Origin of the sequence: Rhodoligotrophos appendicifer, assembly GCF_007474605.1 — a bacterium.
Taxonomy (GTDB): Bacteria; Pseudomonadota; Alphaproteobacteria; order Rhizobiales; family Im1; genus Rhodoligotrophos; species Rhodoligotrophos appendicifer.
In genome coordinates this window covers 327,836-352,906 of the sequence record NZ_VHKL01000004.1, presented here as the reverse complement: position 1 = coordinate 352,906, position 25,071 = coordinate 327,836, and the positions used below count along the sequence as shown (strand labels likewise).

Annotated in this window: 26 protein-coding genes; 13 read left to right on the top strand and 13 right to left on the bottom strand. The window is 59.7% G+C overall.

From position 1 onward, the window contains the following. Window positions 1–81: 81 nt before the first annotated feature. The 5 genes from FKM97_RS11100 to FKM97_RS11085 all read right to left on the bottom strand — a co-directional run bounded on the left by FKM97_RS11100 (window position 82) and on the right by FKM97_RS11085 (window position 6,095). A complete protein-coding gene (locus FKM97_RS11100) occupies window positions 82–1,266 on the bottom strand; it encodes an FAD-dependent monooxygenase (protein WP_144292481.1) in 1,185 nt (394 codons plus the stop codon). 75 nt (window positions 1,267–1,341) lie between these two features. Next, window positions 1,342–2,034, bottom strand: a complete 693-nt coding sequence (locus FKM97_RS11095; RefSeq protein ID WP_170240867.1) for an enoyl-CoA hydratase/isomerase family protein — start codon at window positions 2,032–2,034, stop codon at window positions 1,342–1,344. Continuing rightward, window positions 2,027–2,161, bottom strand: coding sequence for a hypothetical protein (locus FKM97_RS26900; protein WP_281290089.1), 135 nt, complete (start codon window positions 2,159–2,161; stop codon window positions 2,027–2,029). The genes FKM97_RS11095 and FKM97_RS26900 overlap by 8 nt, the downstream gene beginning before the upstream one ends. A gap of 161 nt (window positions 2,162–2,322) precedes the next feature. Then, complete coding sequence (locus tag FKM97_RS11090; protein ID WP_144292479.1) at window positions 2,323–3,999, bottom strand: hydantoinase B/oxoprolinase family protein; 1,677 nt, start codon at window positions 3,997–3,999, stop codon at window positions 2,323–2,325. Continuing rightward, on the bottom strand, window positions 3,996–6,095 hold the full coding sequence (locus tag FKM97_RS11085; protein WP_144292478.1) for a hydantoinase/oxoprolinase family protein: 2,100 nt from the start codon (window positions 6,093–6,095) through the stop codon (window positions 3,996–3,998). The genes FKM97_RS11090 and FKM97_RS11085 overlap by 4 nt, the downstream gene beginning before the upstream one ends. A 117-nt stretch (window positions 6,096–6,212) precedes the next feature. On the opposite strand from FKM97_RS11085, the gene FKM97_RS11080 reads away from it, so the two are divergent. The 9 genes from FKM97_RS11080 to FKM97_RS11040 all read left to right on the top strand — a co-directional run bounded on the left by FKM97_RS11080 (window position 6,213) and on the right by FKM97_RS11040 (window position 13,939). Continuing rightward, window positions 6,213–6,959, top strand: a complete 747-nt coding sequence (locus FKM97_RS11080) for a GntR family transcriptional regulator (protein ID WP_170240866.1) — start codon at window positions 6,213–6,215, stop codon at window positions 6,957–6,959. 144 nt (window positions 6,960–7,103) lie between these two features. Next, window positions 7,104–7,889 (top strand): substrate-binding periplasmic protein, encoded by a 786-nt coding sequence (locus tag FKM97_RS11075; protein ID WP_144292476.1) that lies wholly within the window; start codon window positions 7,104–7,106, stop codon window positions 7,887–7,889. A gap of 58 nt (window positions 7,890–7,947) precedes the next feature. Beyond that, the gene (locus FKM97_RS11070; RefSeq protein ID WP_144292475.1) at window positions 7,948–8,748 is read left to right on the top strand and encodes an amino acid ABC transporter permease; all 801 of its coding nucleotides are present in this window, start codon (window positions 7,948–7,950) and stop codon (window positions 8,746–8,748) included. Then, complete coding sequence (locus tag FKM97_RS11065) at window positions 8,745–9,407, top strand: amino acid ABC transporter permease (protein ID WP_144292474.1); 663 nt, start codon at window positions 8,745–8,747, stop codon at window positions 9,405–9,407. Before FKM97_RS11070 ends, FKM97_RS11065 begins: the two co-directional genes overlap by 4 nt. 210 nt (window positions 9,408–9,617) lie before the next feature. Next, complete coding sequence (locus FKM97_RS11060) at window positions 9,618–10,817, top strand: hypothetical protein (RefSeq protein WP_144292473.1); 1,200 nt, start codon at window positions 9,618–9,620, stop codon at window positions 10,815–10,817. Next, on the top strand, window positions 10,814–11,449 hold the full coding sequence (locus FKM97_RS11055) for a hypothetical protein (protein ID WP_144292472.1): 636 nt from the start codon (window positions 10,814–10,816) through the stop codon (window positions 11,447–11,449). The genes FKM97_RS11060 and FKM97_RS11055 overlap by 4 nt, the downstream gene beginning before the upstream one ends. 45 nt (window positions 11,450–11,494) lie before the next feature. After that, window positions 11,495–11,890 (top strand): phage holin family protein, encoded by a 396-nt coding sequence (locus tag FKM97_RS11050; RefSeq protein ID WP_144292471.1) that lies wholly within the window; start codon window positions 11,495–11,497, stop codon window positions 11,888–11,890. Beyond that, window positions 11,887–12,819: a hypothetical protein gene (locus tag FKM97_RS11045; protein WP_144292470.1), complete on the top strand. Its 933-nt coding sequence runs from the start codon at window positions 11,887–11,889 to the stop codon at window positions 12,817–12,819. Before FKM97_RS11050 ends, FKM97_RS11045 begins: the two co-directional genes overlap by 4 nt. 190 nt (window positions 12,820–13,009) lie before the next feature. Beyond that, window positions 13,010–13,939 (top strand): adenylate/guanylate cyclase domain-containing protein, encoded by a 930-nt coding sequence (locus FKM97_RS11040; RefSeq protein WP_144292469.1) that lies wholly within the window; start codon window positions 13,010–13,012, stop codon window positions 13,937–13,939. A 13-nt stretch (window positions 13,940–13,952) separates the two neighbouring features. Here the strand turns inward: FKM97_RS11040 and FKM97_RS11035 are convergent, their stop codons facing one another. After that, window positions 13,953–15,029 carry a fatty acid desaturase gene (locus FKM97_RS11035; protein WP_144292468.1) on the bottom strand — a complete coding sequence of 359 codons (1,077 nt, stop codon included), beginning with the start codon at window positions 15,027–15,029 and terminating at the stop codon, window positions 13,953–13,955. A gap of 197 nt (window positions 15,030–15,226) precedes the next feature. Beyond that, on the bottom strand, window positions 15,227–16,006 hold the full coding sequence (xth, locus tag FKM97_RS11030; RefSeq protein ID WP_144292617.1) for an exodeoxyribonuclease III: 780 nt from the start codon (window positions 16,004–16,006) through the stop codon (window positions 15,227–15,229). 233 nt (window positions 16,007–16,239) lie between these two features. On the opposite strand from xth, the gene FKM97_RS11025 reads away from it, so the two are divergent. Beyond that, entirely contained in the window at window positions 16,240–17,415 is a 1,176-nt protein-coding gene (locus FKM97_RS11025; protein WP_144292467.1) for a GGDEF domain-containing protein, read from the top strand. A 15-nt stretch (window positions 17,416–17,430) separates the two neighbouring features. Here the strand turns inward: FKM97_RS11025 and FKM97_RS11020 are convergent, their stop codons facing one another. Further along, the gene (locus tag FKM97_RS11020; RefSeq protein ID WP_144292466.1) at window positions 17,431–17,715 is read right to left on the bottom strand and encodes a DUF2934 domain-containing protein; all 285 of its coding nucleotides are present in this window, start codon (window positions 17,713–17,715) and stop codon (window positions 17,431–17,433) included. Window positions 17,716–18,075: 360 nt separating this feature from the next. On the opposite strand from FKM97_RS11020, the gene FKM97_RS11015 reads away from it, so the two are divergent. Continuing rightward, window positions 18,076–18,288, top strand: a complete 213-nt coding sequence (locus FKM97_RS11015) for a hypothetical protein (protein WP_144292465.1) — start codon at window positions 18,076–18,078, stop codon at window positions 18,286–18,288. A gap of 97 nt (window positions 18,289–18,385) precedes the next feature. Here the strand turns inward: FKM97_RS11015 and FKM97_RS11010 are convergent, their stop codons facing one another. The 4 genes from FKM97_RS11010 to cysQ all read right to left on the bottom strand — a co-directional run bounded on the left by FKM97_RS11010 (window position 18,386) and on the right by cysQ (window position 22,542). Continuing rightward, window positions 18,386–19,462: an ROK family protein gene (locus FKM97_RS11010; RefSeq protein ID WP_205014903.1), complete on the bottom strand. Its 1,077-nt coding sequence runs from the start codon at window positions 19,460–19,462 to the stop codon at window positions 18,386–18,388. 78 nt (window positions 19,463–19,540) lie between these two features. Continuing rightward, on the bottom strand, window positions 19,541–20,641 hold the full coding sequence (locus tag FKM97_RS11005; protein WP_144292464.1) for a coiled-coil domain-containing protein: 1,101 nt from the start codon (window positions 20,639–20,641) through the stop codon (window positions 19,541–19,543). Between the two features lie 172 nt (window positions 20,642–20,813). Then, a complete protein-coding gene (locus FKM97_RS11000) occupies window positions 20,814–21,440 on the bottom strand; it encodes a DUF1134 domain-containing protein (RefSeq protein WP_246105035.1) in 627 nt (208 codons plus the stop codon). Window positions 21,441–21,726: 286 nt separating this feature from the next. Beyond that, on the bottom strand, window positions 21,727–22,542 hold the full coding sequence (cysQ, locus tag FKM97_RS10995) for a 3'(2'),5'-bisphosphate nucleotidase CysQ (RefSeq protein WP_144292463.1): 816 nt from the start codon (window positions 22,540–22,542) through the stop codon (window positions 21,727–21,729). 162 nt (window positions 22,543–22,704) lie between these two features. Between cysQ and chpT the strand changes: the two genes are divergently transcribed. After that, on the top strand, window positions 22,705–23,376 hold the full coding sequence (gene chpT / locus FKM97_RS10990) for a histidine phosphotransferase ChpT (protein WP_144292462.1): 672 nt from the start codon (window positions 22,705–22,707) through the stop codon (window positions 23,374–23,376). A 61-nt stretch (window positions 23,377–23,437) separates the two neighbouring features. On the opposite strand, the gene ctrA is transcribed toward chpT, so the two are convergent. Beyond that, window positions 23,438–24,145, bottom strand: coding sequence for a response regulator transcription factor CtrA (ctrA, locus tag FKM97_RS10985; RefSeq protein ID WP_144292461.1), 708 nt, complete (start codon window positions 24,143–24,145; stop codon window positions 23,438–23,440). Between the two features lie 516 nt (window positions 24,146–24,661). Between ctrA and FKM97_RS10980 the strand changes: the two genes are divergently transcribed. Continuing rightward, window positions 24,662–24,970 (top strand): flagellar export protein FliJ, encoded by a 309-nt coding sequence (locus tag FKM97_RS10980; RefSeq protein ID WP_246105034.1) that lies wholly within the window; start codon window positions 24,662–24,664, stop codon window positions 24,968–24,970. The last annotated feature ends 101 nt before the right edge of the window (window positions 24,971–25,071 follow it).

Here is a 25,071-nt window from a genome sequence, read left to right as displayed (position 1 = left end):
TCTGTTCCCAAAAATAGAGCTAAGGGGTTCTATTGCCTGAATAATACCACTCCCCTAGGGAGCGCCAATAATCCAAGTTCCCTAGACCCGGGGGACGGGCCTGTCTTCGAGGATGCGGCTGTTGAGGATCCGGTCGCTCACGCCGATGCGGGTGGACGCGTTCTGCGCGAGTTCGGCGCGCGCCTTTTCGAGCTGCTCGGGAGTGCGGACCGACTGCTCTTCCTCCATCCATCCGCGCGAGAAGCTGTAGACGAAAGCGCAACGGGCGTAGCGCTGTTCCGAGTAGCGCATCAGACGCGCCTCGATCGGCACGTCGGTCTCCAGGACTTCTCTGGCGAGAATGTAGCCGTCCTCGGCGGCCATCGCCGCCCCCTGGGTCAGATGCGGCGGAAAGGTATGCGCCGCATCCCCGCCGATCACCACCCGGCCCCGAAACCAGGGCCAGGGCAGCAACATAGGCTCGATCGGGCTGTAGACGATGTCGGAGTCGCCAGTCAGCGAGGCGCTGATCTCGGCGACATAGCTGCCATACTGAGCCAAACGTTCCCTGAACAGATCTACAAGCTGCTCACGCGGAAAATAAGCCTCCGGATCCTCCGGCCGAATGTGGAAGAGATACATGAGATGACGATTGAGCGGCATCGCCCCGGTCTTGCTGCCGACGCCCTGCAAGAACTCCATGCCCCGCACATAGTCCGGCCGCGGCACCTGCACGCGCCAGGCGCTATATCCGGAGGGACGCGGAACAAAGGCCGTGCCGACCAGATATTGGCGCGTCGTCGACCGTATCCCGTCGAAGGCGACGACGAGATCGAATGTGTCACTCTCGCCGTTGGAGAAGTCTACAGTGACGCGATCTCCCTCGTCATGGAGCGCCTTCGTCGACACGCCGAGCCGGACCTCGACCCCGGCACGCTCGGCCGCGCCCAGCAGGATGTCGTGCAGATCTGACCGGGACAGGGCGCAGTTTGCAGGAATGCGGTGGTCGCCGAGGAGAAATTTGTGGTCGACGATCAAGCTCCTGTTCGGATCGAAGATATACATATGGTCATAGGTGAACCCCGCCGCGAGCACCTGATCCAGCAGTCCCAGTGCATCATAGACGCGCAACGCGTTGGCCGGCTGGCCGAGACCGATCCCGGGAACGTTGAAGGCCGGACGCTGCTCGATCAGAATGACCTCGACACCTCGCTGCGCGAGGGCTGTGGCTGCAGTCAGACCGCCGACCCCGCCACCGACCACCAAGACACGTCGAATGTTTTGCATTCCGATCCTCGACTTTGGTTCTTTTTGATTGTCCGCGTGCACCGGCCGCTCAATGGGCTTCGGGGGCGCACCGGATCAGTGATTGGCCTGGGCGAAACGCGTCTGCGCAACCAGAGCGTAGGAGGCGCGTGCATCCGCCGGCAAGTCTCGGACAGTCCGCATGTATGACTTGCAGGCGCGGAGCACCCCGGCATCGCGCAGGCGCAGCTCGGCGATCATGTCCTCGACTGTGGCGGCGAGCTGACCCGCCGGGGCGCAGCGCGAGAGCAGCCCTACCTCGAGGGCCTCGTCGGCTCCGAATTCGCGGCTCAGCAACACGACGTCAGCCGCCCGTTTGGGCGTGAAGTGCTGCAAGATTTCCTCCATGATGAACATGGGGGGAAAACCCAGCTTCACCTCGTCGAGGCAGAAGCGCGCATTGGCATCGGCGACGGCAAGGTCGCAGCGCATCGTCAGGCCCACGCCGAGACCGAAGGCACGGCCCTGAATGGCGGCGATGGAAATGCCCGGAAAGGCGGCAAGGGCGCGGTTGACGCCATCGATCTTCGAGAAGGCGTCGAACGGACTGCCGGTCTTCGGCTCCGCCCGGTCACGGCCGAGCGTGAAATCCGCGCCTTGGCCCGTGATCAGGAGGATCTGGCAGGAACCGGCTGCCTCGGTGATCGCAGCCGCCAGGCGGTCCACCATGGCTCCGGTGAAAGCGTTTGCAGCCTCCGGCCGATGGATCACGATGCGGCCGATCTGGTCGGCAATAGCGAACTCAATCACGCTGCAGTCCCCCGATCGATCCGCCACCAACCGCTTGGCTGTCGATGGCCTGAAGCCATGCCGGCATGCTCGATGCGAAGGCGTTGACCTCCGACATATAGGATAACCCCTGGTCGATCAGTTCCAACTGCAGTTCTCTCCTCTTCGCAGGCTCGGGCGCCACCGCTCGGCATCGTCGACACTTGCCACAATGGCAGACTGTTGAGCAATCGAAAGAGAGTCAACGCCGGCCCATCACCTGATGCGAGGCCTCGGCGGCGATGCCGAAAAGGGCGGTTGCCGGACGGCCTAATCCTCCAGGCCGTAAAGGGATCGGGCGGCGTGGGCGCTGATCTTGCCGTCCAGGAGATCATCCTGGACCAGTTGCCGGTCCCGGGCCCGCGGATCGCCATAACCGCCGCCGCCAGCGGTCTCGAGCACCATGAGATCCCCCGCCGAGATGGTCACATTCGTGATCTTCGAAGGGAGCGTCTCGACCGTGCCGTTGGCGCGCACCAGGGCATGTGCCGACGGGCGGCCTGGCCCGCCGCCCAACACGCCTTGCGGGGGAAATTTCTGCCCATCGGAGCGATTGGTGAAGTAGCCGCTGCCTTGCAGGTAGCGGATGTCCTTGCGAATGCCCATTCCCCCCCGATGTGCGCCGCCTCCGCCGCTGTCGGGGATGAATTCGTAACGTTCAATCATCAGGGGATAACGCAATTCGATCGCCTCGATCGGATTGTCGAACGAGTTGGCCATCAGTCCGAATGTGGCATCCAGCCCGTCGCTGCGGGACGTGCCGCCCCAGCCGCCGCCGTGATACTCGAAGAGCACGAAGGTTTCTCCGGATCGTGCATGGTCACCTTCCGGCATCCGGCCCGACGTGGAGAAACTCGTCAGATGATTGTGGCCGTTGCCGACCGCTTCGGCGCCCCGGGCGCCGTTGAAGGCCTGGACGATCGTTCCGGCGATGCGTTCCAGCGTATGGAAGCGACCGCTCAAGGGTGCCGGAGACTCAGGGTTGACAACGGAGCGCGGCGGCAACAGGAGTTTGATCGGTCGGTAGCAGCCCGCATTCTGGAGGATCGCCGGGTTCACCATATAGCGGACGGCACAGAAGCAGGCCGCCTCGACCGAGGAGATCGAGGCATTGAACGGCCCCTTCAACTGCGGGCTGGATCCGGCGAAATCGATCGTCACCGCACCTCGATCGAGAGTGACCGTAACGGCAATCGTCACCGGCTCCTCGGAGATGCCGTCGCTGTCCATATAGCCGGTGGCGCTGTACTGACCGTCCGGATAGGCTGCGAGATCGCGACGGACCATCGCCTCGGAGTGATCGAGAAGACCGTGCACGATTTCGGACAGCCGGTCGGCTCCGTACCGTTCGCAGAGCTCGATGTAGCGCCGCTCGCCAACCGTCGTTGCTGCGATCTCGGCGCGGATGTCACCCAATGTCTCGCGCGGCACGCGAATGTTCGCAGCGATGATGTCAAGCACCTCCTGCACCAGCACGCCGCGCTTGTAGAGCTTCAGAGGCGGGATGATCAGTCCCTCCTCGAAGACGTCGCGAGCATCTGTGGCAACGCTGCCAGGCGATCGCCCGCCCACATCGATATGGTGTCCCAAGGCTGCCGCGATGGCCACGCAACGCCCGTCGTGAAACACCGGCCGGAAGATCATGATGTCGGGATGGTGGGTGCCGCCACGATAGGGGTGGTTCAGCACAACGACATCGCCGGGATCGAGCTCGAAGTCCGCAGCCACGTAGCGCGCGGCATAGGCAAGGGTCCCCTGATGCGAAGGCACGTGATCGGCTTGTGCGATCAACTGGCCCTGCGGATCGAACAGGGCAGTGGTGCAGTCCATCTGTTCGCGTAGAATGACCGAATAGGCGGTACGCATCAAGGTTGCGCCCATTTCGCGAACCGTCGATACGAGATAGTTTCCGACGACCTCCAGAGTGACGGGATCGATGTTGTTCATGACGGGGCCTTCACAAGATCGCTGGCGGAGACTTTTTTGCGCTGTGTCGCCTTCGTGTCGATGAAGATGATTCCCCAGTCATCGACGGTCGCCTCATGATCCGGGAGCAAGGGGATGGAGGCACCGCGATCCTCGATCACGGCGGGCCCGACGAGACGCATCCCCGGAGCCAGGCCATCACGGTCGTAAACCGGACAGTCGATCCAGCCGGTGACCTCGTCGAACAACATGGACCGGCTCGTGCGCGGCGCAGGAGCCCGGCCATCGGAGGCAGGCAATCGAGGCAGACTGGCCTTCTCGACCCGTCCGATGGCACCCAGGCGCAGGTTGACGATCTCCACCGGTTCGGAAGGTGAGCACTGGCCGTAGAGGCGCTCATGCTCATGATCGAAGGATTGCCGCAGGCTCGGCATCTCTATGCGGGGCTGCGCACCCTCGACCGGCAGGCGAACGTTGATCTCATAGGCTTGGCCCTCATAGCGCATGTCGCAGGAGAACTCGTAAGCCACGCGGCTCTCATCGATCTGATCCCGCTCGAGGTCGCCAGCGGCATCGATCTTGAGACCGTCGAAGATTGAGGCGAGGGTTGCCGGTTCGGTCTCGGCCAAGGCCATCAGGCGGGTCTTCACCCGGTCATGGCGAATATCGGTGAGCAGCATGCCGAGCGCCGAGAGCACGCTGGCATGGGGTGGCAAGATGATCTGGCTCATACCGGCCTCCACGGCGACGGCACCGGCATAGATGCCGCCTGCACCGCCAAACGGCATCAGGGCGAACCCCCGTGGATCTTTCCCGACATCCACCGAAACCTTGCGGATGCCTGACACGATGTTGGCGACTTGGACCTTGATGATGGCCAGGGCGGCAGCATCGATGCCAAGCTTGAGCGGGCCTGCAACCTTCTCCGCGATCGCGTGCCGCGCCGCCTCGCGGTCGAGCGCCATCTCACCGCCCAGAAAATAGGCGGGATCGATGTAGCCCAAGGCGACGGCAGCATCCGTGCCGGTCGGCTCCGTGCCGCCATTGCCATAGGCCACAGGACCGGGCATGGCCCCCGCGCTCTGGGGTCCGACCTTCAGCAGGCCGAGTTCGGGGCGGGCGATGCTGCCGCCCCCAGCCCCGATCGTATGCACGCGGACCTGGGGGACTTTGACGGGATAGCCACCGATTCCGCCCTCGGCGCTGAGCCGAACTTCGCCGTCTTCGACCAGGGCGATATCCGTGCTGGTGCCGCCCACGTCGAAGCCAAGGACGGTGTCGACGCCTCCCAACCGACCTAAGGCTGCGGCGGCGACCACCCCGGCGGCGGGCCCGGACAGCAAGGTGTTCACCGGATGACTGCGCGCCTTCGCCAGGGACATGACGCCGCCATTGGATTGCACGATGGCGAATTGGCCCCTGAAGCCGAACCGCTCCAAAGCCTGCTCCAGGCGCATCGCGAGCGCATGGATCTTCGGCATTGTATAGGCGTTCATCACCGTCGTGGCGGAGCGCTCATACTCTCGGAACTCAGGGCTGATCTCCGAGGAGATCGAGACGTGAAGATGGGGCAGGCGCGTGGAGATCGCTTTTGCGATGCGGCGTTCGTGGTCAGGCCGGAGGAAGGAGAACAGCAGGGAGACGGCCACCGATTCCACCGCCATGGCGCTCAAGCGATCAACCAGCCCATCGATGGCGTCATCGGTCAGTGCGACATGGATGTCGCCGGAGGCCGTGACTCGCTCTGCGATTTCCACCCGATGGCGACGGGCCGCCAGGGGCGCCGGTTTCGTGAGATAGAGATCGAAGAGCCGATGCCGCCATTGGCGCTGGATTTCGAGGACGTCGCGCGTGCCCTGGGTGGCGACCAGCGCAGTCTTCGCACCGCGTCCTTCGAGCACGGCATTGGTGGCGACCGTAGTTCCGAAGATCAGACGCGCCAGGTTCTCGCCGGTGACGCCATACTCATCCTTCAGGCGCTCGAGGCCCCGTTCAACCGCTTCTCCGGGATCATGCGGTGTCGACCGGATCTTGAAAGTCGAAATGGATGCGGTTGAGTGGTCGAAAAGAACGAAATCGGTGAATGTGCCGCCGGTATCGACGCCAAGATAATACATGCGGACTTGCCTCGAGGGGGCGAACAAAAATCTGGTAGTCTTAGGCACTATCGTTGGATAATCGTTTTTAGGTGTCAAGAACGATATTTCCCACCTTTATCGATAATGAGAAAGCGGATGACGCGAGCCAAGGCGGCGGAAACTCTGGAGTCGATCGCCCATCAGAGGCTTCTCGACGACATTCGGTCCGGCGAACTGCCCCCAAATTCCCGCCTCAAGATCCGGGACCTTGCAGCGCGATACGAGATCGGCGCCACGCCGCTGCGGGAGGCGCTGTCGAAGCTGGTTCCTGAGGGGCTGGTTTCGGTTGAGCAAAATAAAGGCTTCCGGGTCGCGCCCTTGTCGCTGCGGGAGCTGATCGAGATCACCGAGATGCGTCAGATCATCGAGGCTGAGGCGTTTCGACGGTCGCTTGAGCGTGGCGATGACACCTGGGAGAGCGAGGTGGTCGCTGCCTTCCACCGTCTGTCGAAATCCATCGCCACCTATCCGGCAGGCAAGACCAACGAGGCGCGACTTGAGTGGGAGGAGCGCCATCGCGGTTTTCACCGGGTCCTCGTTTCAGCCTGCGGTAATTCAAAACTGATCCGCGGCGTGGAAATGCTGCACCAGAATTTGATCCGCTATCGCTCCGTGTTCCTGATGACCGAAATCAGCACCGACGAATTGCGCTTCATGCACCAGGACCTGATGCGGGTTGCACTCGATCGGGATCTAGACGCCGCCATTCCGATCATGCGGCGACATGTGAAGGTCAATGTCGACCAGGTGAAGGATGGGCTCAACAAGAACCCCAATTTGGAGATTCTGGTAGAAGACGGTGATGCAGGGCTGAAGTTGCATTCACACAGAACAAGTGACTAAAATTGAGGCACAGCGAGCATAATTATCGATATTGCATATGTTTCTCGACCATGTGAAGCTTCACACCTCCCAGGCCGAAGCCACAGGCCGGCAGGGAACCTGACCGCCCCGCGCAGGGCGTCATGACCGAAGAGGGAGTTGTCAATGTCGAGCCTCAAGCTTCTTTTCGCCGCCCTTGTTGCAAGTCTGGTGTTTGCCTCTGCCGCCCGCGCTGACGACGATCTGCTCGAGCGCGTCAAGGAGCGTGGAACGCTCCGGGTCTGTACGATCAACTACACCCCGTGGAACATTCTCAATCCTGTCGACAACTCGTGGACGGGGCTGAACGTTGATATTGTCGCGGAGATTACCAAAGGCCTCGAGGTGAAAGTCGAATGGGTCGATTCCGCATGGTCGACCATCATTCAGAATCTGAAGAGCGATAAATGCGACCTTGGCGCTGCTGCCTTGTGGACGTCGACCGGCCGCGCGAGCAATGTCTCCTTCACCCGGCCCATCGGGGGCGACGGCTCGACCCTGTTCGTGCCGGAGGACTCAGCAATTGCCAGCTATGAGGAGATCGATAAGGCCGGGAACATCATCACGGTGTTGTCGGGATCGGCCGATGAGAAGCTGGCCAAAGAAAAGTTCAAGAATGCCGAGGTCAAGAGCCTGGTGACCGATCAGGTCGCAGCGCATATTCTCGAAGTTGCTTCGGGCCGAGCCAATGCGGCATTTGGCGGCTTTGCGGGCAATGCTCAGTTCATCTCGAACAATCCAAATATCAAGGTGAAACCGCTGCCCGACCTGCTGGTGAATTTCGTCCCCTTCGCCTATGCGGTTCCCGCCAAGGAATATTTTTTCCGCGACTTCGTGAACATCGTGATCAGCAATCTCGAATCCACGGGAAAGCTGGATGAAATAAAAAATCGCTGGATCAAGAAGGACTAGCTGCGACGCCCGGTTGCGCTGGAATGAGGCGGACCATGCAGGCGAGGCGACATCGATCATGGCGGTGAAACCCTCGCCGACGCGCAAGCCGCTGTTTCGGCGCAACCGCATCTTTACGGACTATGTTCCGGCTCTGATTGCCCTTGTCATCATCTTCTGGGTGGCGACCGCAATCCGCTGGGACTTTGTCGCGACCCTTCAGTTCGAGTTTCTGTGGCAGTTTCGCTGGGCCCTGTTGCAGGGTTTGGGGATCACGCTTCTGTTGACCGGGGTCGCAATGACGGCCGGGCTGCCTGCGGGCTTTCTGCTCGCGGCCATGATGCAGAGCCCCTGGCCTCCCATCCGCTGGCTGGCCTTCGTCTATGTGGAATCCCTGCGCAACACGCCATTGGTGCTGCAACTGTTCTGGATCCACTACGCACTCCCGTCCTTCACCGGCTATTCGACCACGGTGCTGCAGTCCGGCATGATTGCCATGACCATGCAGTCGAGCGCCTATCTGGCAGACGTGGCCCGCACGGGCATCCAGGCCATCGGCCATGGACAATGGGAGGCGGCCAAGGCGCTTGGACTGCCACGGCGTGTCGTGTGGATGAAGGTGGTCCTGCCCCAGGCCCTCAAGATCATCATTCCGCCGCTGGCCAATATCGCGATCGGCTATTTCAAGGCCAGCGCTGTTTTGGCCCTGCTTGCGGTGGGTGACTTGATGACGGTGGGCGTTCGGATCGCGAACTTCACCTTTAAGCCGATCGAGACGCTGACCGTGGTCGGGATCATCTATCTTGTTCTGGGTTACATCTTCTCGAGTCTCACCTATCGCCTCGAGGCGCTATACGGAAAGTCGGAGGTCGGGCGATGAACTTCGACACTCGCTTCTTTCTCGAGGCGATGCCGCTGCTGGTCGATGGCCTCTGGACGACCATCGTGCTGGTACTTGGATCGCTCGCCATCGGCATCATGCTTGGGCTCATCGGCTGCTATGGAAAACTGCTCAAGCGGGGGCCGCTGTCCTGGCTCGCCTTTATCTATGTCGGCGTTTTTCGCGGCCTGCCAGAAACGGTGCTGATTTTCTGGATCTATTTCTGTGGGCCCCTGATCCTGGATGTTCGCCTATCTCCCCTGGGAAGCGGCATACTGGCCTTGTCCGCAGTCTCGGGCGCCTATCTGACGGAGATTTTTCGGAGCGGGGTTCTGGCGCTTCCGCCAGGCCAGATCGAAGCAGCTCGGGCGCTGGGTCTCAGTCCGTACCGGCGGATCCGCCATGTGATGGCACCGCAGGTGGTGAAAATAATGATGCCGACATTCATCGGCTTCATCGCGATCCTCATCAAGAATTCGGCTCTGGTTTCAGCCATCGGGCTTGGAGAACTTTTCTACCAGGCGATGACGCTGTCGGCGACGACCTACAAATACTTCGAAATCTACACCGCGGTGGGTCTGATATATTTCGCGCTGATCTTTCCGCTGAGCGCTTTGTCGCAGCACATCGAGCGTCGGCAGAGGCGGCAGAGGTCGTAGGGGCCGAACCGATTGTCGATAGAACCTTCAGTCGGTCGGACGTCCTCCGGTCCCCCTTTTGGCACGCCGGCACGGTCCAGGGCCTCAATCACCCGACCATCAGGGAAAGATTGGCGACTTCGCAAGTCCAAGGGAACAAAGAAGGGCGCTTACCGCTTAATAAGCCGAGGCATTGTTTGCGCAGAATTCCTCCTGCCTGGGAGACTATTAATGACGACGATGAACCAACAAGAAGCTTCCTTGGACGACCTAGAGCGCCAGGCTGAGCATAGGCGAGTGGAGCTTGCGAAAACTGTTGATGAACTTCGCAGCCGCGTGACCGAAACCGCCACCGACTTGCAGCACCGTGTTTCTCCTGAGGTCATCAAGGAGGACGTGAAGGAATATGTGAGCCGGCGCAGCCAGCAGGCGCTGACGGACATTGAGCGCGCGGCGCGGGAGAACCCGCTTCAGGCCCTGGCTGTCGGCGCCGGATTGGCCTACCCGGCGTTCCGCCTGCTGCAGAGCATACCCATTCCAATTCTGCTGATGGGGGCCGGCATTGCCTTGGCCGGCGCGGGCAGCGGCTCGCGGCAACCCGGAGCGACGGGGTCGTGGACGGGCCTTGATCAGGCCAAAAAGCGGATAACATCCGGCCTGTCGGACGCCTCAGAGGCGGCGCAAGATAAGATTTCCGGTGCGGCCGACATGGCCGGTCAACGGATCGCGGGCGCGGCCGAAACGGTCCGTTCCGAGGTCGCTGCACGGGTAGAGACAGGAACTTCGGCCGTTTGGCACGCCTATGACGACGCAACCGATCTGGCTCAGAGCTCGATCGACGCTGCGAAAGGTGTGGCTTCATCCGCGGCGGATAGAGCGTCCTCAGCCGTGGCTGCGGCGTCCGACATGGCGTCTTCGCTCGCTCATCAAACTTCCGACATGGCCTCCTCGCTGGCTCATCAGACCGCTGAACAGCTGGCTTATGGCCGTGAACGCGTCGCGATGGCGGGGCGACGTGCAAGTGCAAATCTTGGCGACGCGTTTGAAAGACATCCGCTGCTGGTTGGCACACTTGGTTTAGCGGTCGGCGCGATCCTCGCGGCCTCTCTGCCGGTCACCAGGGCCGAGTCCCGGGCATTGGGGGACGCGAGCCGTAAGGTGAAGCGGACCGTAACCAATATGGCCTCCGACACGTACCAGGACGCAGTGGATGCCGGCGGCCGGATCCTGGATGCGACGCTCGACGTTGCAGAGGAGGAAGGGCTCACCCTCGATGATGCGCGTGCTGAAGCCCGGAAGGTGGGCGACAAGGTTAAAGCCGTGGCCGCGAAGGTGGGCGAGCGGATGGAGCCAAACGATGAAGAGGATCGTCCTCGCACGACCTCGAAGGGCCAAGGCCAGGTGAACCGGAAAAGTGGAGAGCTTTCATGAATAGTTTGCCAAACCAGTCGGGAGGCAAGATTGCCTCGACGGGGGCCAATGAGGCCTCCATGAAGGATGAGACCCTCAAGGCTGCGTCGGACGTGAAGAATGAGACCCGCAAGGCGGCCTCGGATGTGAAGAATGATCTCGCGGGAATGGGAGAAGATTTAAAAGCCCAGGCCGGCAGCCTCGGTGCCGGGGCGAAACAGATGATGTCAAACGTCCAGGAGCAGCTAACCAACACGGTTGAAGAAGGAAAGAATCTTGGGGCCGAGCGGGTAAGAGGCGTGGCCGAAGCTGTTCGCCGGGCTGCCAAAGAGCTGGAAAGCGAGATCCCGCAGGCAGCGCATTATGTGAGATACGCGGCTGACCACATCGAGAGTGTCTCGGATGCTGTTGCCGATCGCAACATCGGCGATTTGTTTGAGACGGTGCAGGATTTCGCACGGCGCCAGCCCACGGCATTCCTGGGCATCGCGGCGCTGTCCGGGTTCGCCCTCGTCCGCTTCTTGAAGACGTCGGCACCCTCGCCGCGGCATCGGGAAGACACCGCTCGTCCCTATGATGGTCAAGAGACGCGGATGAGCTCGATGCCCGGTTCGCAACCAGCGTCGCCAAGTCGTACCAACATGCCCTCGTAAGTTTTTGCGTGGCCACGACAGGAATTGGATTCAAGGAAATGCGCAATGGCTATGCCTGTTGAAAATCGGTCTTTTACAGACCTTCTTTCCGATACTTTTAGCCAGCTGGGCGACCTTGTTCGCAGTGAAATCCAGCTCGCTCGAACCGAAATGCTTCTGCAGGTCAGCAAGGCAGCCAATGCCGTTGGCTTCCTGGCTGCCGCCGCCGTTCTTGCGATCCCTGCCTTGGTCATGCTGCTTCTTACGATCAGCGCGGCCCTAGTGGAGGCTGGCCTTGACGAGTGGTTGGGAAATCTGATCGCGACGGTCATAGGCATGGCTGCAAGCGCGATATTGGCGTGGATCGGACTCAATCGGATTAAGGCGGCGAGCTTCGTACCGAAGCGGACCTTGGAACAACTTCACCTTGATGCGGTTGCAGCAAAGGAACAGGTGAGATGACAGAGTTACATAGCCACAAAGATCGTTACCTCCCGGCGCCCCGGACGCCCACCTCATCTGCCAGTTTCCAGGACACTCTGGTCGCAGCAGTTCGGGACAATCCCGTATCTGCCGCATTGATTGCCATGGGCGCCGTTTGGCTATTTGCAGGAGGGTCCAAGGTTTCCCTTCTGGGAGGCTCAAAGTCGCGCAAGCACCGTGGCGAGAAACACAAGAGGGAGCGCGGATTCCATATCGAGGAGGAACGAGTTCACCACTATTCGCCCTCAGGATCCTCCAGAGGAGCGATGAGCGGGGTGGGATCGGCGGTATCATCGGGCGCGGCGAGTGTTCGAGATGGGTTGAGCGCTGTCGGGTCGAACATTGGGGAAGGCGCAGGCTACCTCGGGGACAAGGTGAGTGAAGCTGCTGAGAGCGGCTATTCATCCGTCTCGGGCACGCTCTCCGCTGCCGCTGAGGGACTGGCGTCCATGTCCCACCGCACCTCGTCCATGGCTTCGAGCGCAGCAAATTCGATCGGTGAACGATCCCAGAATGCGGCGACGAGCGTTCTTCACATGCTCTCCGAGGGCCAGGACGACTTGAAGGATGCATTAGAGCGTTACCCACTGCTCGTCGGCGCGGCCGGATTGGCGATCGGGGCGGGAATTGCTGCTGCCTTGCCCACGACGGAAACGGAGAACCGCCTGTTGGGTGAGGAAAGCGACGCCATGAAGGCGCAAGCGCAGAGTGTGGTCTCCGAACAGCTGCGAAGCGCCAGGGACCTTGCCCATGACACGTTTGAGGATCTAAAGCGGGAAGCGCAGGCTCAAGGTCTAAGCGAGGAAGCAGCGCTGGCGGCAATTAAGCGATTTAGGGAAAAGCTGGCCCATGTTTCCGCCACGGCGCGTGAAGAATTCGCCGAGTTGGGCGCGAAGCACTCCACATAAAAAGATTCCTGTAAGACAGGAAAGGCCCCGCGCACTGCGTCGGGGCCTTTTCCTTTGATGAGAAGCCAGGAACATATGGTATTTAGCGCACGGTTAGAGCGTTTCCACCTGCAGGGGCGGGACTCCGGCAACCAAATGCGGCCAGGGCGCTTATCGCCTGAGAAGCCCTAATTTCACTCGGAGAACATCGTTGGAAGCCCCACGCCTAGAGCGAAAGCTTGTTGCCATCCTCGCGGCGGATATCGAGGGCTATAGTCGCTATATGTCCCAAGACGAGGTTTCAACCCTTGAAGTCCTGTCCAGTCACCAGGCCATCGTCGACGAACTGGTGGTGAGCCACAATGGCCGGATCACTGGAACAGCGGGCGACAGCTTTTTGGCGGAGTTCACCAGCATCATCGATGCTCTTGATTGCGCCATCAAGATTCAAGGCACGATTGAGGATCGTCTTGCCACCGAACCGTCCCACCGTCAGCTGAGATATCGCATCGGTCTGAATGTCGGTGATGTCATGGTCAAGAACGGCGATATTTTCGGTGACGGCGTCAATGTCGCCGCCCGGCTTGAAACGCTGGCCCAGCCGGGAGGCATCTGTGTCTCGCGAGGCGTTCGCGATCACGTTCGCCACAATGCGCAATTCAGTTTCGATGATCTGGGCGAGCAGAAGGTCAAGAACATAGAGCAGCCGATCCGGGCCTTCAGGGTCCTTCTGGACGATGCGGATCGGGATGCGCCGGTCACGGGGGCGACAACTGAGATCAGGCTCGCTCAGGATGCCGCCGAGGGACACGGTCGGACGGCCAATGATGCAGCCTTTGAGATTTCGTTCTGGGACTCGATAAAGGAAAGTACCGATCCCTCTGAATTCGAGGCCTATCTCGAAAAATACCCTGAAGGCGAATTTTCGGCACTGGCGAAGTCAAGGCTCGCGATCGCGGAAGAACCGCACGATGAGGCCATTAGCTCTACGGATGCCGTCGCCGTCGAGCTGGCTTTCTGGGACACTGTGAAGGAAAGCGGTAGTCCCGCGATGTTCGGCGCCTACCTGGCGCAATATCCCGATGGAGCCTTCGCCGTTTTGGCGAAGGTGATGTTGGCGGAAACATCCGGATCCACCTAGGGTCGAGGCATATTCAGGCCGCGGCCTCGTTTTGCACGAGTAAGCGGTCCCTCTGGATCTCCGTTTCCCGTTGTTTCGCCTCTCGGAAGGAGATGAGCTTACGGTGATTCTCATCCCAGAGAACCAAGCGGACACATCTCAGACTTTCAAGAAGCGACAGCCGACCGATTTCACCCAGCTCCGGATGCTCTCTAAGCACGCTGGGCAATCGGTAGAACGGGATGCGACTGCTCAGGTGGTGAACGTGGTGTACGCCGATGTTGGCTGTAAACCAACGCAGCACCGGCGGCAGGTCGTAGTGGGAAGAGCCATGAAGGGCGGCCTCATGGAAAGTCCAACCATTGCTCTCGCTCCAAAACGTGTCTTCGAACTGATGCTGGACGAAGAACAGCCAGACCCCCGCCGATGACGCCAGCAGCATGATGGGGAGATGGACGAGGAGGAAAGCCTCGATCCCGATAAACCAGATGAGCGCGGCGGCAATGATGCCCATTGCAGCATTCGTCGCCTGAGTACTGACCCAGGGCTGGAGACCCTTGCGCATGAACCCGAAGGGCAGACGGTGGTGAAGGATGAACAGATAGGCTGGCCCGAAGCCGAAAAGGATCAACGGATGTCGATAGAGGCGGTATTTCAGCCGGCCCCAGCGCGATCGTTCGAGATACTCCACGAGCGTCAGCGTATCGACGTCGCCGATTCCGCGTTGGTCCAAATTTCCGCAGGTGGAATGATGAACGGCGTGTGAGTGGCGCCAGAAATCATAGGGGGTCATCGTCAGCACCCCGATGATCCGTCCCGTCCAGTCATTGGCCCGCCGATGGCGAAAGAACGCGCCATGTCCGCAATCATGTTGAATCATGAACAGCCGCACGAGAAATCCTGCGGCTGGCACCGTGAGCAGAAGACTGGTCCACCAGTAACCCTGTGCGAACGTATACCAGGCCAAAACCCAGAGAGCCACGAGGGGAATGGCGGTCACGGCCAGTTCGACGAGGCTGCGGCGATGATCAGGTTCACGATATTTTGCCAAGATCTTTACGAATGAACGAGCCTGAGCAGCCTGCTCACCTGTAGAAATTTCGATTGTCAAAATGGCTAATCCACATTGCTCGAGCGCTTTTACGTCGAGAGTTGAGGCATGGTGGCAAAATCACACTATCAGATAGTCTGTTCTGTCGATCTCCGCCACATCGCCTATTAAACAAATTTCTTGAGGACTATTTTGTGTCTCAACAGCAGAAAGTCCATGCCGTGGCACTATTGAAAGCGACGGTGCGGCATCCTAACTCAATCGGCTTCGCTGAGCTGGATCCAGACGGGTGCGTGATCACTCGCCTTTTCCCATCCTCGAACCTGTCGGTCCACGCCCGCGGCGAGAATGTTGCCGGCGAGGTGGGGACTGACCAGGAGGTGGTCGATGCGCAAGCCCGCGTCACGGCTCCAAGCATTTCTGAAATAGTCCCAGAATGTATAGATGCGCTCACCGGGATGGAGGTCCCGCAGGGCATCGATCCAGCCTTGGTCCAGCAGCGAGTGAAACGCCTTCCGTACCTCCATCCGAAAGAGAGCGTCATCCCGCCACCGTTCGGGTTTGTAGACATCGATGTCGGAAGGGATGATGTTGTAGTCCCCAGCCAGGATCACCGGCACGTCCAGGCTCAGCAGTTCGTTGGCGTGATGGGTCAAGCGATGCAGCCAGCGCAGTTTGTAATCGAATTTGGGGCCGGGGGCGGGATTGCCATTGGGGACATAGAGACAGCCGATGAGGATTCCGTTGACGATGCCCTCGATATATCGGCTCTGAAGGTCATCATCGGCTCCTCCAAGCCCTCTGCCGGTCTCCAATGGCGTAACGCCACGCGCCAGGATAGCAACCCCGTTCCAACTCTTTTGACCGAGCCAGATCGCACCGTATCCGGCTCTTTCAAGTTCGCGTCGCGGAAATTTTTCATGGGCGCTCTTCAACTCCTGAAGGCACACCACATCGGCCTTCGTCTCCTCCAGCCAGCGGATCAGGACAGGCAACCGACCATTGATCCCATTGACGTTGAAGCTGGCGATTTTCATGCGCGAGGAGACCTGAGGAGGGGGCAAGCTTCAAGCCTCCTCAACATCATAGTGTTGATGGCTCTCGCCAAGATGAACACACCTCAGATTGTGTTTGTTCCCTCCACACCTGAAGTCTTGATTCCCCTTGCAATTTTACTCTGCAGCATTCATTCACGATCGACCGCATAAAATTCAGTTTCTGGCGCATGCACCAAAACTGTTAACGATTGCAGAAGGCAACAGAAAAACGCGTGTCCATCGACGTCTCGACCCTAATCGGCTACAGCGCCTCGATCTTCGGGATGATTGCTGTCCTGCTTCTGATCTTTTGGGTTCGTGAGGGATATCCAGCGAAGTTTCTTTGGTTCACGCTTCCGTTCTTGCTGGGCTGCGCTGGGGGCTTTCTTCTCCTCAAACCATCGATTTTTCCTGGCCTGTGGGGTTACCGCATGGCGGCGGGTTTAATCCTTCTGGCATACGGTTTTGCATGGCAGGCGGTGCGTGCCGTGTATGGGCGCAGTCCACGCGTTGTCTACATCATACTGCCGGTCACCTTATGGGTGGGATTGTCCGCTCTCGTCTTTTCTCCCTATGAACTCTACAATCTCGGTGCGGGGACCCGAGCGAGCCTGGTCTGCCTGTTTAACGGGCTAGCGGCATGGGAGTTCTGGCGCAGCCGGGAAGAGGATCTCCCGTCTCGGTCCATGTTGTTCTGGATCTTTGCCGTATTTGCCTGCTTCGCCTTCATCCGGATTCCCCTGGCCGATCTGATTCCGGCTCCCTACGGTGCAGCGCCGGCTGAGCCCTGGACGGTGGTGGGATTCAACATTCTGGCGGTCGGTCAAGCCCTCCTCGTCTGCGCTTTCATGATCGCATTAACGCGCGAGCGAACCTCACTCCAGAATTACCATATGGCGCTCATGGATCCCCTCACGGGTGTGCAGAACCGACGGGGTTTCACCAGTTACGTTGCAGCCTTGAAGACCTCACCCGAAGACGAGCGGGCGTCCTGGGCGCTGTTGCTCGTAGACCTGGATCATTTCAAGCAGATCAATGATCTCTTCGGTCACGGGGTCGGTGATCGAGTGATCACGATGGCTGCTCAAACCGCTGAGGAAGTTCTCCGCCGGGACGACCTTGTCTTCAGATTCGGGGGCGAGGAATTCGTCTGTCTGCTCCGATCAGCGACGGCGAAAGACGCCATGATCGTCGCCGAGAGGCTGCGGATGGCCTTCCAGCTGAAGGCGAGGCGGGTCGGTGATCACGTCGTCAATGCAACCGTAAGCATAGGCGTCGCGGCGGCCCGTGAGGGGAGTTTGGACGTCGAGGCCATGCTCCTGGAGGCTGATCGCGCACTTTACGATGCGAAGCGCTCGGGCCGGAATCAGACCCTTCTGGCAGCCCTGCCCAAGAGCGCGGCACCTTAGCGCCGACCTCCCTGGCTATTTTGAAGCTGCGCCTCTGGTTTTCGCCTTAGGACGACCGGTCGCTTTTCCGGAGCTCGTCTTTGTCGGTTCTGCCTTGGATTTCCCCTTTGCGGCGGGAGCGTCCTGAGGAACCGGCTTATCAGCCTTCTTCGCCGAGCCTTTTCCGGCCTTCTCGACGGGCCCCTTTTCCAGCTCCTGCGTCGCCTGTTCCCAATGATGATGATGTCGATTGTCGGGTCGACCCTCCGCCTCCCACAGCTCGTAAGCCCGCTTTCGGATCTTCGATTCTTTGTCGACCATGAAGCGTCCTTTCCTCTCCTGGCCAAGAAACTCGTCAGATGCTCCGAATGTTCCGACGGAATCCGCTCTCTGTCATGTGGAAAAGTGATGCACGCGCGCTACGGCTGGAAACGATGTGAATGCGACTTGTGCACCGCATCAGAGCGGAGTGCCTTAAACCTGAGCGGTCTCCCGTCAACTTCGCTGAAAAACTATGCAAAACGATGAAATTTAACGACTTTTCTACAGTGACATGTTCTTGGTGCATGGCACCATTGCGCTCTAAGGTCTATTGCATCGCAACATTATTATTATATTGGAACCAACGATAAATGGAACGCCTGTGGCGGCTTAATGCCAACCCACATGAGGACGAGAACAGTGAAGACCGCAACTTACACAGATCTGCCCCTCCAAGCCGACAAACCCCGCTCCAGCGGCGCGGGCTTCTTCCGTCGCCTGATCGACGGGATCATCGTTGCGCGGCAGCGGCAAGCTGATGCCGAAATCGCACGCATGCTGCAGCTCAACGGCGGGACGATGACCGACAATGCCGAGCGGGAAATCGGCCGCCGCCTGGGCGCTGGGCTCTGATCCCTGCCTCAGCAGTAGGAAATTTGGCGAGCCGCGGATCCTAACCGACTGGCGCGGCTCGCGTTCCACTGCGAGCAAAAGAACGGCTGGATCGAAACTACTTTGTCTTCTCGACATCCTTGTTCGTGAAGACGGCATTGCCGAGGCCGGTTCCCATGGTGAGCACGGCCCAATGCCGATGGTCTCGCATGAACGGGACTTGACTGAGGCCCTGCACCACCGCGTCATTGTGCATGACCACAAAGGTCTCATGCTCGCCGATGGTCGGAATCTTCTCTTCTATGATGTCGGGAAGATTGAACCGGGAGCTCTCCCAGTTGCCAGGGAGGTTTTGCCCTCCTTTTTGGATCTGACCGTCTGGAGTGATGGCTCCGGGACATCCGACCCCGATCATCGGGGCGAGCTTGCGCTTGGCCCGCTTCGATTTCCGGATCAGGTTTTTCAGCATATCAACGAGTCGATCGATCGCTTCCTGTCTGTTTGGATCGTCCTCTGCGTGTCGCCAGTGCTCGAACTCGGTGACCTCCGCTGCAGAAAAATCAGGGGCCTTTTTCCCATTCAGCGCGATGATCCCGGCGCGGATGTTTGATCCGCCCACGTCTACCGCAAGGATTTCGTCAAACCCCGACAGCATCCAGGGTGGGGTGAGCTGGACCGCACCAATCAGGCCAGCCTGGTCGGGATGATGCTGGATGGGGAACATATCGATATCAACCCCGTCGCTCTGCAGGATCGTGGCTGCGCGGCCGATGATCAGTTCGCCGATGCGGCTCTGACGAAGGCCGCCTCCCACCGTGATGGACGACACGTCGTTCCAGTCTTTGGTCTTGCGGAAACGTCGAATGACGTCGGCCAATGTTTCTCCAAAATCTGCAACAACCCCGATGATGACGCTTGCCGCCTTGGGATCACCGTCGAGGAGGATCTTATCGAGTTTCTTTTTGCTGACCTCGGCACTGGACTGCTCCCCGAGAGGATCTGGACCGTGCTTGGCGAGAGCCTTTCTTCTTTCATCCAGAAGCCTGCGGAACGCCCGTCCGCTGACACGGTCCCCAATGAACTCGCCGTCATCCTTGGTTTCGATGTTGTATTTGTCGACGAAAACAGCCGGAAGCTCCACGGCGGCGTGGATTCCTGTCGCCAGGCTGTTCTTGGAAGGCGCTGATTTTGCCACTGATGATCACTCCCGCGGTGACGGGTAACGTGCGGCCATTCGAAAAGTTGCTTGGCAACTGGACGCCGGCAAGGCGGTCTATTGCGCCGGCTCGGCTGAATCAGGCGATGCGTCTTCGTCGTCCCGCTTGGGGGTGCGTCGCTTACGAGACTTGGCCTTCAATCGGGTCAGCGTAGACCTTTGGCCCGGCTGAACGGCGGCATCGACTTCATCCCCCGGATCCGCGGTGTCCCGACTGTCGCTGGCCGGATCGGCTGCTTCCTCTGGAGGAGACTTGGCCCAGCCCGCGACGACGTCTTCCGCATTTGGCTCGGCCTCGGTTTCACTCCGTTGCTCTTCAGGGCTTACGGGCGGGGTATTTTCAGGAGGGGGAGCCTGCTCGACTTGGGACCGGAGTTCCCCGTAACCTCGGATCAGATGCCGCGACATGCGCTCGGCTTCATCGAGGGTGCCGGCGAGACGGCGCCTTTCGGCCTCGGTGTGAGCCTGTCCCGCGTCCGGGTTTTGGATCGGTAGTGCCTGCGCATCCGCGCGTCGAGTGGACAGGTCTCGGGTCAAGGCGTCGATCGTCGCAATTTTCTCGCGGAGGTGCTCCTCTGTCGCGAGCAGCGCGTTGGGGATTTCCGGGGCATGTCCCCGGGCAGCGGGGGCATCGTTCCGACGCGGCGATCCACGCTTCAGGTCGGAGATCAACCTTTCGCGGTCTTTGATCGTGGCGTGGGCCGCCTCGACCTCCCGCGTCAGGCGTTGGATCTGATCGAGATAATCCCGGGCCGTCCTTTGCAGGCTTTGCAGGGCAGAGCTGCGCTCGGCCAGTTCCTCTTCGAGCGGCAGCCGTCCTCCGCGCAGCTTCCCGAGCTGATCGTCGCGTTGTGACAGCTCCTGCCCGATCTCCTCCATCCTGGCCCGCGTGAGGGCGATCTCGCGGTCGCGTTCGATCAGCTGGAGTTTGAAATCTTCGATCCTGAGCTCGGTTTTGCGAACCAGCATCGCCAGTTCTGCCCGCAGCCGAGCCCTGTCCGCGCGCAATTCCTCGCTGGTCGTGGGGAATTGGGACTGCACGCGACGGCGCCCCGTCCGCTCGCCGTGATGCCAGACGATTCGCAGTAGAAAGAGAGCGAACAGGCTTGCCAGGACAAAGCCTAGAGCGATCAACATGATCGTCTCGAGATAGACCATTCGACCCTACGCTCTCTTTCTCGAAGGTAGAGCAATCCGCGCAACGGTCGATTGAATAAACCTATAATTGCGTAGCTTGCCGCAAGTCATGATACCAGCAATTAAACCTGTCAACATTGCTAGGCAAGTCTCAGCCTGAAGCCTGTAGGACGGAACGTGCGGGTAGCGAAACTTAAAAGGGATTCCAAGTCGCCTCAGGGGTGTATTTCAGATAGCCGACATTGGCCCCCAGCCGGGCCCCGACTCCGGTCCGGATAGGGGCAAGTTTCAGCTGGTTGTTCTGTTGGTAGTTTACCCCGAACCCACCGACGATATAGGCCGAGCCTTCAACACCGATGAAGCGCTCGAAGATCTGGTTCGGGGAACTGAGATTATACACGAGGGTCATGACCCGCGATCCATTGCCACCGAAGTCGAAGCCGATCGAGGGGCCCTGCCAGTAGACTTTGTAGCTGCCGCCATTCTTCAGATACATGGTGCCTTCACCGTAGCGGAGGCCGCCGAAGAAAGCGCCGGCACCTTCCTGGCCGACGATGTAAGCGTTTGGCTGACCGGCGTCGGAAAAGGTCCGCTCGATGGCTTCCGCAAATCCCGCGGTTGTCGTTCCGAAGAAGCCATGCCCCGCGGCGACGATTTCTTGGGAGGTATAGTTCTCGCCCGCCGGGTTCTGATGAATGGCACCCGTTGTCTGGGATATGGCAGGGGCTGGGCTGAGAGCGGCAGCGCCAATACCGACAGCGATCCCACCAATGATGGCTAGGCTATTGGCTCGGACAGACTTCATTAGCGACTTCGTCATAGCATTCTTCCACTCGGGCGTTGCGCCGCCGCATTGGCGGCATCCCCGGAGGCAACGAGCCTCCTCACCACGCTCCTGTCATGCTCTTTCGAGCTCTTCCGTTGACGCCCTTTAACGGTCGGTGCCCCGCCTGCTTCCGCCGAGTGCTTGTCATCCCCATGGCTAAACCTGAATCCGACGCTGGAATCGTCACGAATCGGCGTCGGAACAGCAGCCGGGGACGCGCACTGACAATAATTTACAGCCGGGGGCCTTCCAAACCGTTAACGCCTTGGAAAGGCTGTTCTCACTCTCTCCACCCGCGGGCGATGAAGCCGGGATTATCAAAGTTTCGCTCTCGTTTGCCGTAAAGAAAGGGCGAGCCGTCGATGGCGACCATGCTGCCGCCGGCTGCGTTGAGAATCGCGTGACCCGCTGCCACGTCCCATTCCATGGTGCGGCCGAACCGCGGATAGATATCCGCTTCACCTGCGGCGATGAGGCAGAATTTGAGGGATGAGCCGGCGGACACCACGGTGTCGACCGCTATGGTTTCGAGATACGCATCCGTGGGCGCATCACGATGGCTGCGGCTGGCGACGACAACAAGGCCTCCATCCGGCTGGGGCCGTGTGTGCATCGGTAAGAGTTCAACGACGTCCGTACTGTCGGCGTCAGTTTTGCAATGCCACGCCCCAAGGCCTCGTTCGCCATAGCAGAACCGGTTGATGGCCGGAGCAAAGATGACCCCTGCGATAGGAACCTGGTCCTCGATGAGCGCGATATTCACCGTGAACTCACCGTTGCGGCTGATGAATTCTTTGGTACCGTCCAGCGGATCGACGAGGATGAACCGCTCCCCCGTGGGCGGAAAATATCCAGACGAGCACGCCTCTTCGGCAACCACGGCGATATTGGGCAGGCAGCGGCCGAGCCCCTCGAGAATCAGGGCCTCGGCAAGCCCGTCCGCTTCAGTGACGGGAGACGCGTCGGCCTTCAACGTGACCGAAGGGCCCCGGTCATAGACCCCCATGATCGCCCGACCGGCCTCGAAGGCCAGCGGCGTGAAACTCTGGAAGATTTCCGACTGAGCGAGGTATGGAGGGGCCTTCAGAGGCGGCATGGTCTGATCCTTGGCGTCTGAGTATCGCATTTCTTGCCGCTGAGGTGAGGGGGTCAAGGAGAATCTCGGTTGGGGTGGCACGCTTGGCATCCGAAGACCCCGAGTGTACAGAGGAAAAGGCTGCTATGCCGTCGATTCCCGATGTCAGGAGATGGGATTTTCATGAGCCGGACGACATTGCTGAGTGATCTGGATCTAGCCGCTCTCCTGTGCAGCAGAGTGTGTCATGATGTTATTTCGCCCGTAGGGGCGATTACAAACGGCCTGGAGGTTCTCGACGACGAGGACGACGAGGCGATGAAGGAGATTGCCCTGGACTTGATCCGCCGCTCGGCGCGGACGGCCAGCGCGAAGCTGCAGTTCTGTCGAATGGCTTTCGGCGCCTCCGGGTCGGCGGGTGCCTATCTTGACCTGACGGAGGCCGAGCAGATTGCACGAGGGTTCATCGGTGATGAGAAGGTCAAGCTGAGCTGGGATGCCCCAATCGAGACGAGGCCCAAGGCCGAGGTCAAGCTTCTCCTGAATCTGTTACTGATCGCTGTCTCCACGATTCCCCGAGGGGGCCAGGTCGCTGTTCTTCTGAAGAATGGCGAATTCAGCGTGACCGCGACGGGGGAGGGGGCGAAGATCCCTGAGAAGACGGCTCGGATCATTGATGGTGAATTGCTCGCCGAGGATCTGGATCCGCGGCACGTGCAAACCTATTACACCGTCCGCATCGCCGAAGACCTTGGCTATGTCGTCAAGCTTGCCATGGACGGAAACACAGCGGTCGCCAGCGCGATGGCAGCTCCTCCCGCTGCCGCTGAAGACCTCAGTGAGAGCGAGGACTGAGAAAGCTACGGCCCGGACTGTGCCGGGCCGTTTTTTATCAGGGGTAGACCGCGAGATGCGATCAGGCTGAGGCCCGCATCTCGTGATCTTCATGAATGGGATCACGTAAAACATACCCGCGACCCCACACCGTCTCGATGTGATGCCGTCCGCCTGTGGCCGTCGCCAGTTTCTTGCGCAGCTTGCAGACGAAGACGTCGATGATTTTGAGCTCGGGCTCGTCCATGCCGCCATAGAGATGATTCAGGAACATCTCCTTGGTGAGCGTCGTGCCCTTCCTGAGGCTCAGGAGCTCCAGCATCTGGTACTCCTTGCCGGTCAGATGGACACGCTGTCCATTCACCTCCACCGTCTTCGTGTCGAGATTGACCCGAAGATCGCCAGTTTGGATGACCGACTGGGCGTGACCTTTAGACCGCCGCACGACCGCATGGATGCGTGCGACCAGCTCGTCCTTGTGGAACGGTTTGGTCATATAGTCGTCAGCACCGACGCCGAGTCCCTTCACCTTATCCTCGATGCCGGCAAGGCCAGACAGGATGAGGATGGGCGTATTGACCCGGCTGACCCGCAGTGACTTAAGCACTTCGTAGCCGCTCATATCCGGCAGATTTAAATCCAGCAGGATAATGTCGTAATCGTATAATTTGCCGAGATCGACACCTTCTTCGCCGAGATCGGTCGTATAGACGTTGAAGCCTTCCGACTTCAACATAAGCTCGATGCTCTGCGCCGTTGCAGTATCGTCCTCGATCAGAAGGACTCTCATCCGATTCCCCTCTCAACCTGGCCCGAGACGGGTCGCCACCCCGGGACGGGTTCATCCCGAAGCGTTTCTGACCTTCCGGTTAACGCCGATGGTTAAGTTACGCGGTAAGTGGTTAACAAAATCTATCGAAGGCGGAATTGAACGGGCGGGACCAAAAAAATTCCGCAAATACATCACGCTCTCCGAGAAACTGGCCATTTCGCATGAAGTCGAATTACGAGGTTGCCGATGCGCCGATCACCTCATCTGTCATCGATTTACCGAGCTTTAAGCGCTGCTGGATCAAGATCGAAATCGACCTGACTCTTTTGCATACGCGATTCGTGAATCCTGTTGAAGAGTCGAGGTGGGGAGACGTGAAGTTTCAACAGTGATGTGGAGCCGTCGGGGGCTGGCGGCATCGTCCACACCAACAGGTATGTGGCGGGGTATGAGATGCGTTCACGGGAAAGTATTGTACGACTGCAAAGGTTCAGGGTCGAAGAAAAGCGGATGCAGGCGGCAGACCTGGAGTCGATGATCGCCGACTTCAATCGCAAGCAGGGCGAGCTGTCGGTGCAGATCCGGGCCGAAGAAGAACGCACCGGTGTCACCGACCCAAATCATTTCAGCTATCCAAGCGCCGCTCGCGCCGCTGTAGCGCGTCGGGAGAACCTGACCAAGTCCATTGAGGAACTCAAGGGACAGCTGGAGGAGGCCCGGGCGCATTTCGACACCGAGCTCGGAGAACTCCGCAAACTCGAACTGATGGTCGAGAAGGACACTGACATGCGACGTCAGGTCATGGAGCGCGAAGATGGCCGCCGAATGGAGCTGCGCCGCTGAGATCGAGGCCGCCATTCCGAGGCGTCGTTGGCCGCTCGCAATGGAGGCGGGGCCCCTGTCCGCGGCAGTGTGGACGTTGTCAGGGTGATCGGTTGAGCCTC

What these genes read in the sequence shown, in the direction of transcription:
- FKM97_RS11100 (WP_144292481.1), bottom strand. Translation starts at nt 1,266, where the DNA reads ATGCAAAACATTCGACGTGTCTTGGTGGTCGGTGGCGGGGTCGGCGGT.
- FKM97_RS11090 (WP_144292479.1), bottom strand. Translation starts at nt 3,999, where the DNA reads ATGAACAACATCGATCCCGTCACTCTGGAGGTCGTCGGAAACTATCTC.
- FKM97_RS11085 (WP_144292478.1), bottom strand. Translation starts at nt 6,095, where the DNA reads ATGTATTATCTTGGCGTCGATACCGGCGGCACATTCACCGATTTCGTT.
- FKM97_RS11080 (WP_170240866.1), top strand. Translation starts at nt 6,213, where the DNA reads ATGACGCGAGCCAAGGCGGCGGAAACTCTGGAGTCGATCGCCCATCAG.
- FKM97_RS11075 (WP_144292476.1), top strand. Translation starts at nt 7,104, where the DNA reads ATGTCGAGCCTCAAGCTTCTTTTCGCCGCCCTTGTTGCAAGTCTGGTG.
- FKM97_RS11070 (WP_144292475.1), top strand. Translation starts at nt 7,948, where the DNA reads ATGGCGGTGAAACCCTCGCCGACGCGCAAGCCGCTGTTTCGGCGCAAC.
- FKM97_RS11065 (WP_144292474.1), top strand. Translation starts at nt 8,745, where the DNA reads ATGAACTTCGACACTCGCTTCTTTCTCGAGGCGATGCCGCTGCTGGTC.
- FKM97_RS11060 (WP_144292473.1), top strand. Translation starts at nt 9,618, where the DNA reads ATGACGACGATGAACCAACAAGAAGCTTCCTTGGACGACCTAGAGCGC.
- FKM97_RS11055 (WP_144292472.1), top strand. Translation starts at nt 10,814, where the DNA reads ATGAATAGTTTGCCAAACCAGTCGGGAGGCAAGATTGCCTCGACGGGG.
- FKM97_RS11050 (WP_144292471.1), top strand. Translation starts at nt 11,495, where the DNA reads ATGGCTATGCCTGTTGAAAATCGGTCTTTTACAGACCTTCTTTCCGAT.
- FKM97_RS11045 (WP_144292470.1), top strand. Translation starts at nt 11,887, where the DNA reads ATGACAGAGTTACATAGCCACAAAGATCGTTACCTCCCGGCGCCCCGG.
- xth (WP_144292617.1), bottom strand. Translation starts at nt 16,006, where the DNA reads ATGAAAATCGCCAGCTTCAACGTCAATGGGATCAATGGTCGGTTGCCT.
- FKM97_RS11020 (WP_144292466.1), bottom strand. Translation starts at nt 17,715, where the DNA reads ATGGTCGACAAAGAATCGAAGATCCGAAAGCGGGCTTACGAGCTGTGG.
- FKM97_RS11005 (WP_144292464.1), bottom strand. Translation starts at nt 20,641, where the DNA reads ATGGTCTATCTCGAGACGATCATGTTGATCGCTCTAGGCTTTGTCCTG.
- FKM97_RS11000 (WP_246105035.1), bottom strand. Translation starts at nt 21,440, where the DNA reads ATGACGAAGTCGCTAATGAAGTCTGTCCGAGCCAATAGCCTAGCCATC.
- cysQ (WP_144292463.1), bottom strand. Translation starts at nt 22,542, where the DNA reads ATGCCGCCTCTGAAGGCCCCTCCATACCTCGCTCAGTCGGAAATCTTC.
- chpT (WP_144292462.1), top strand. Translation starts at nt 22,705, where the DNA reads ATGAGCCGGACGACATTGCTGAGTGATCTGGATCTAGCCGCTCTCCTG.
- ctrA (WP_144292461.1), bottom strand. Translation starts at nt 24,145, where the DNA reads ATGAGAGTCCTTCTGATCGAGGACGATACTGCAACGGCGCAGAGCATC.
- FKM97_RS10980 (WP_246105034.1), top strand. Translation starts at nt 24,662, where the DNA reads ATGATCGCCGACTTCAATCGCAAGCAGGGCGAGCTGTCGGTGCAGATC.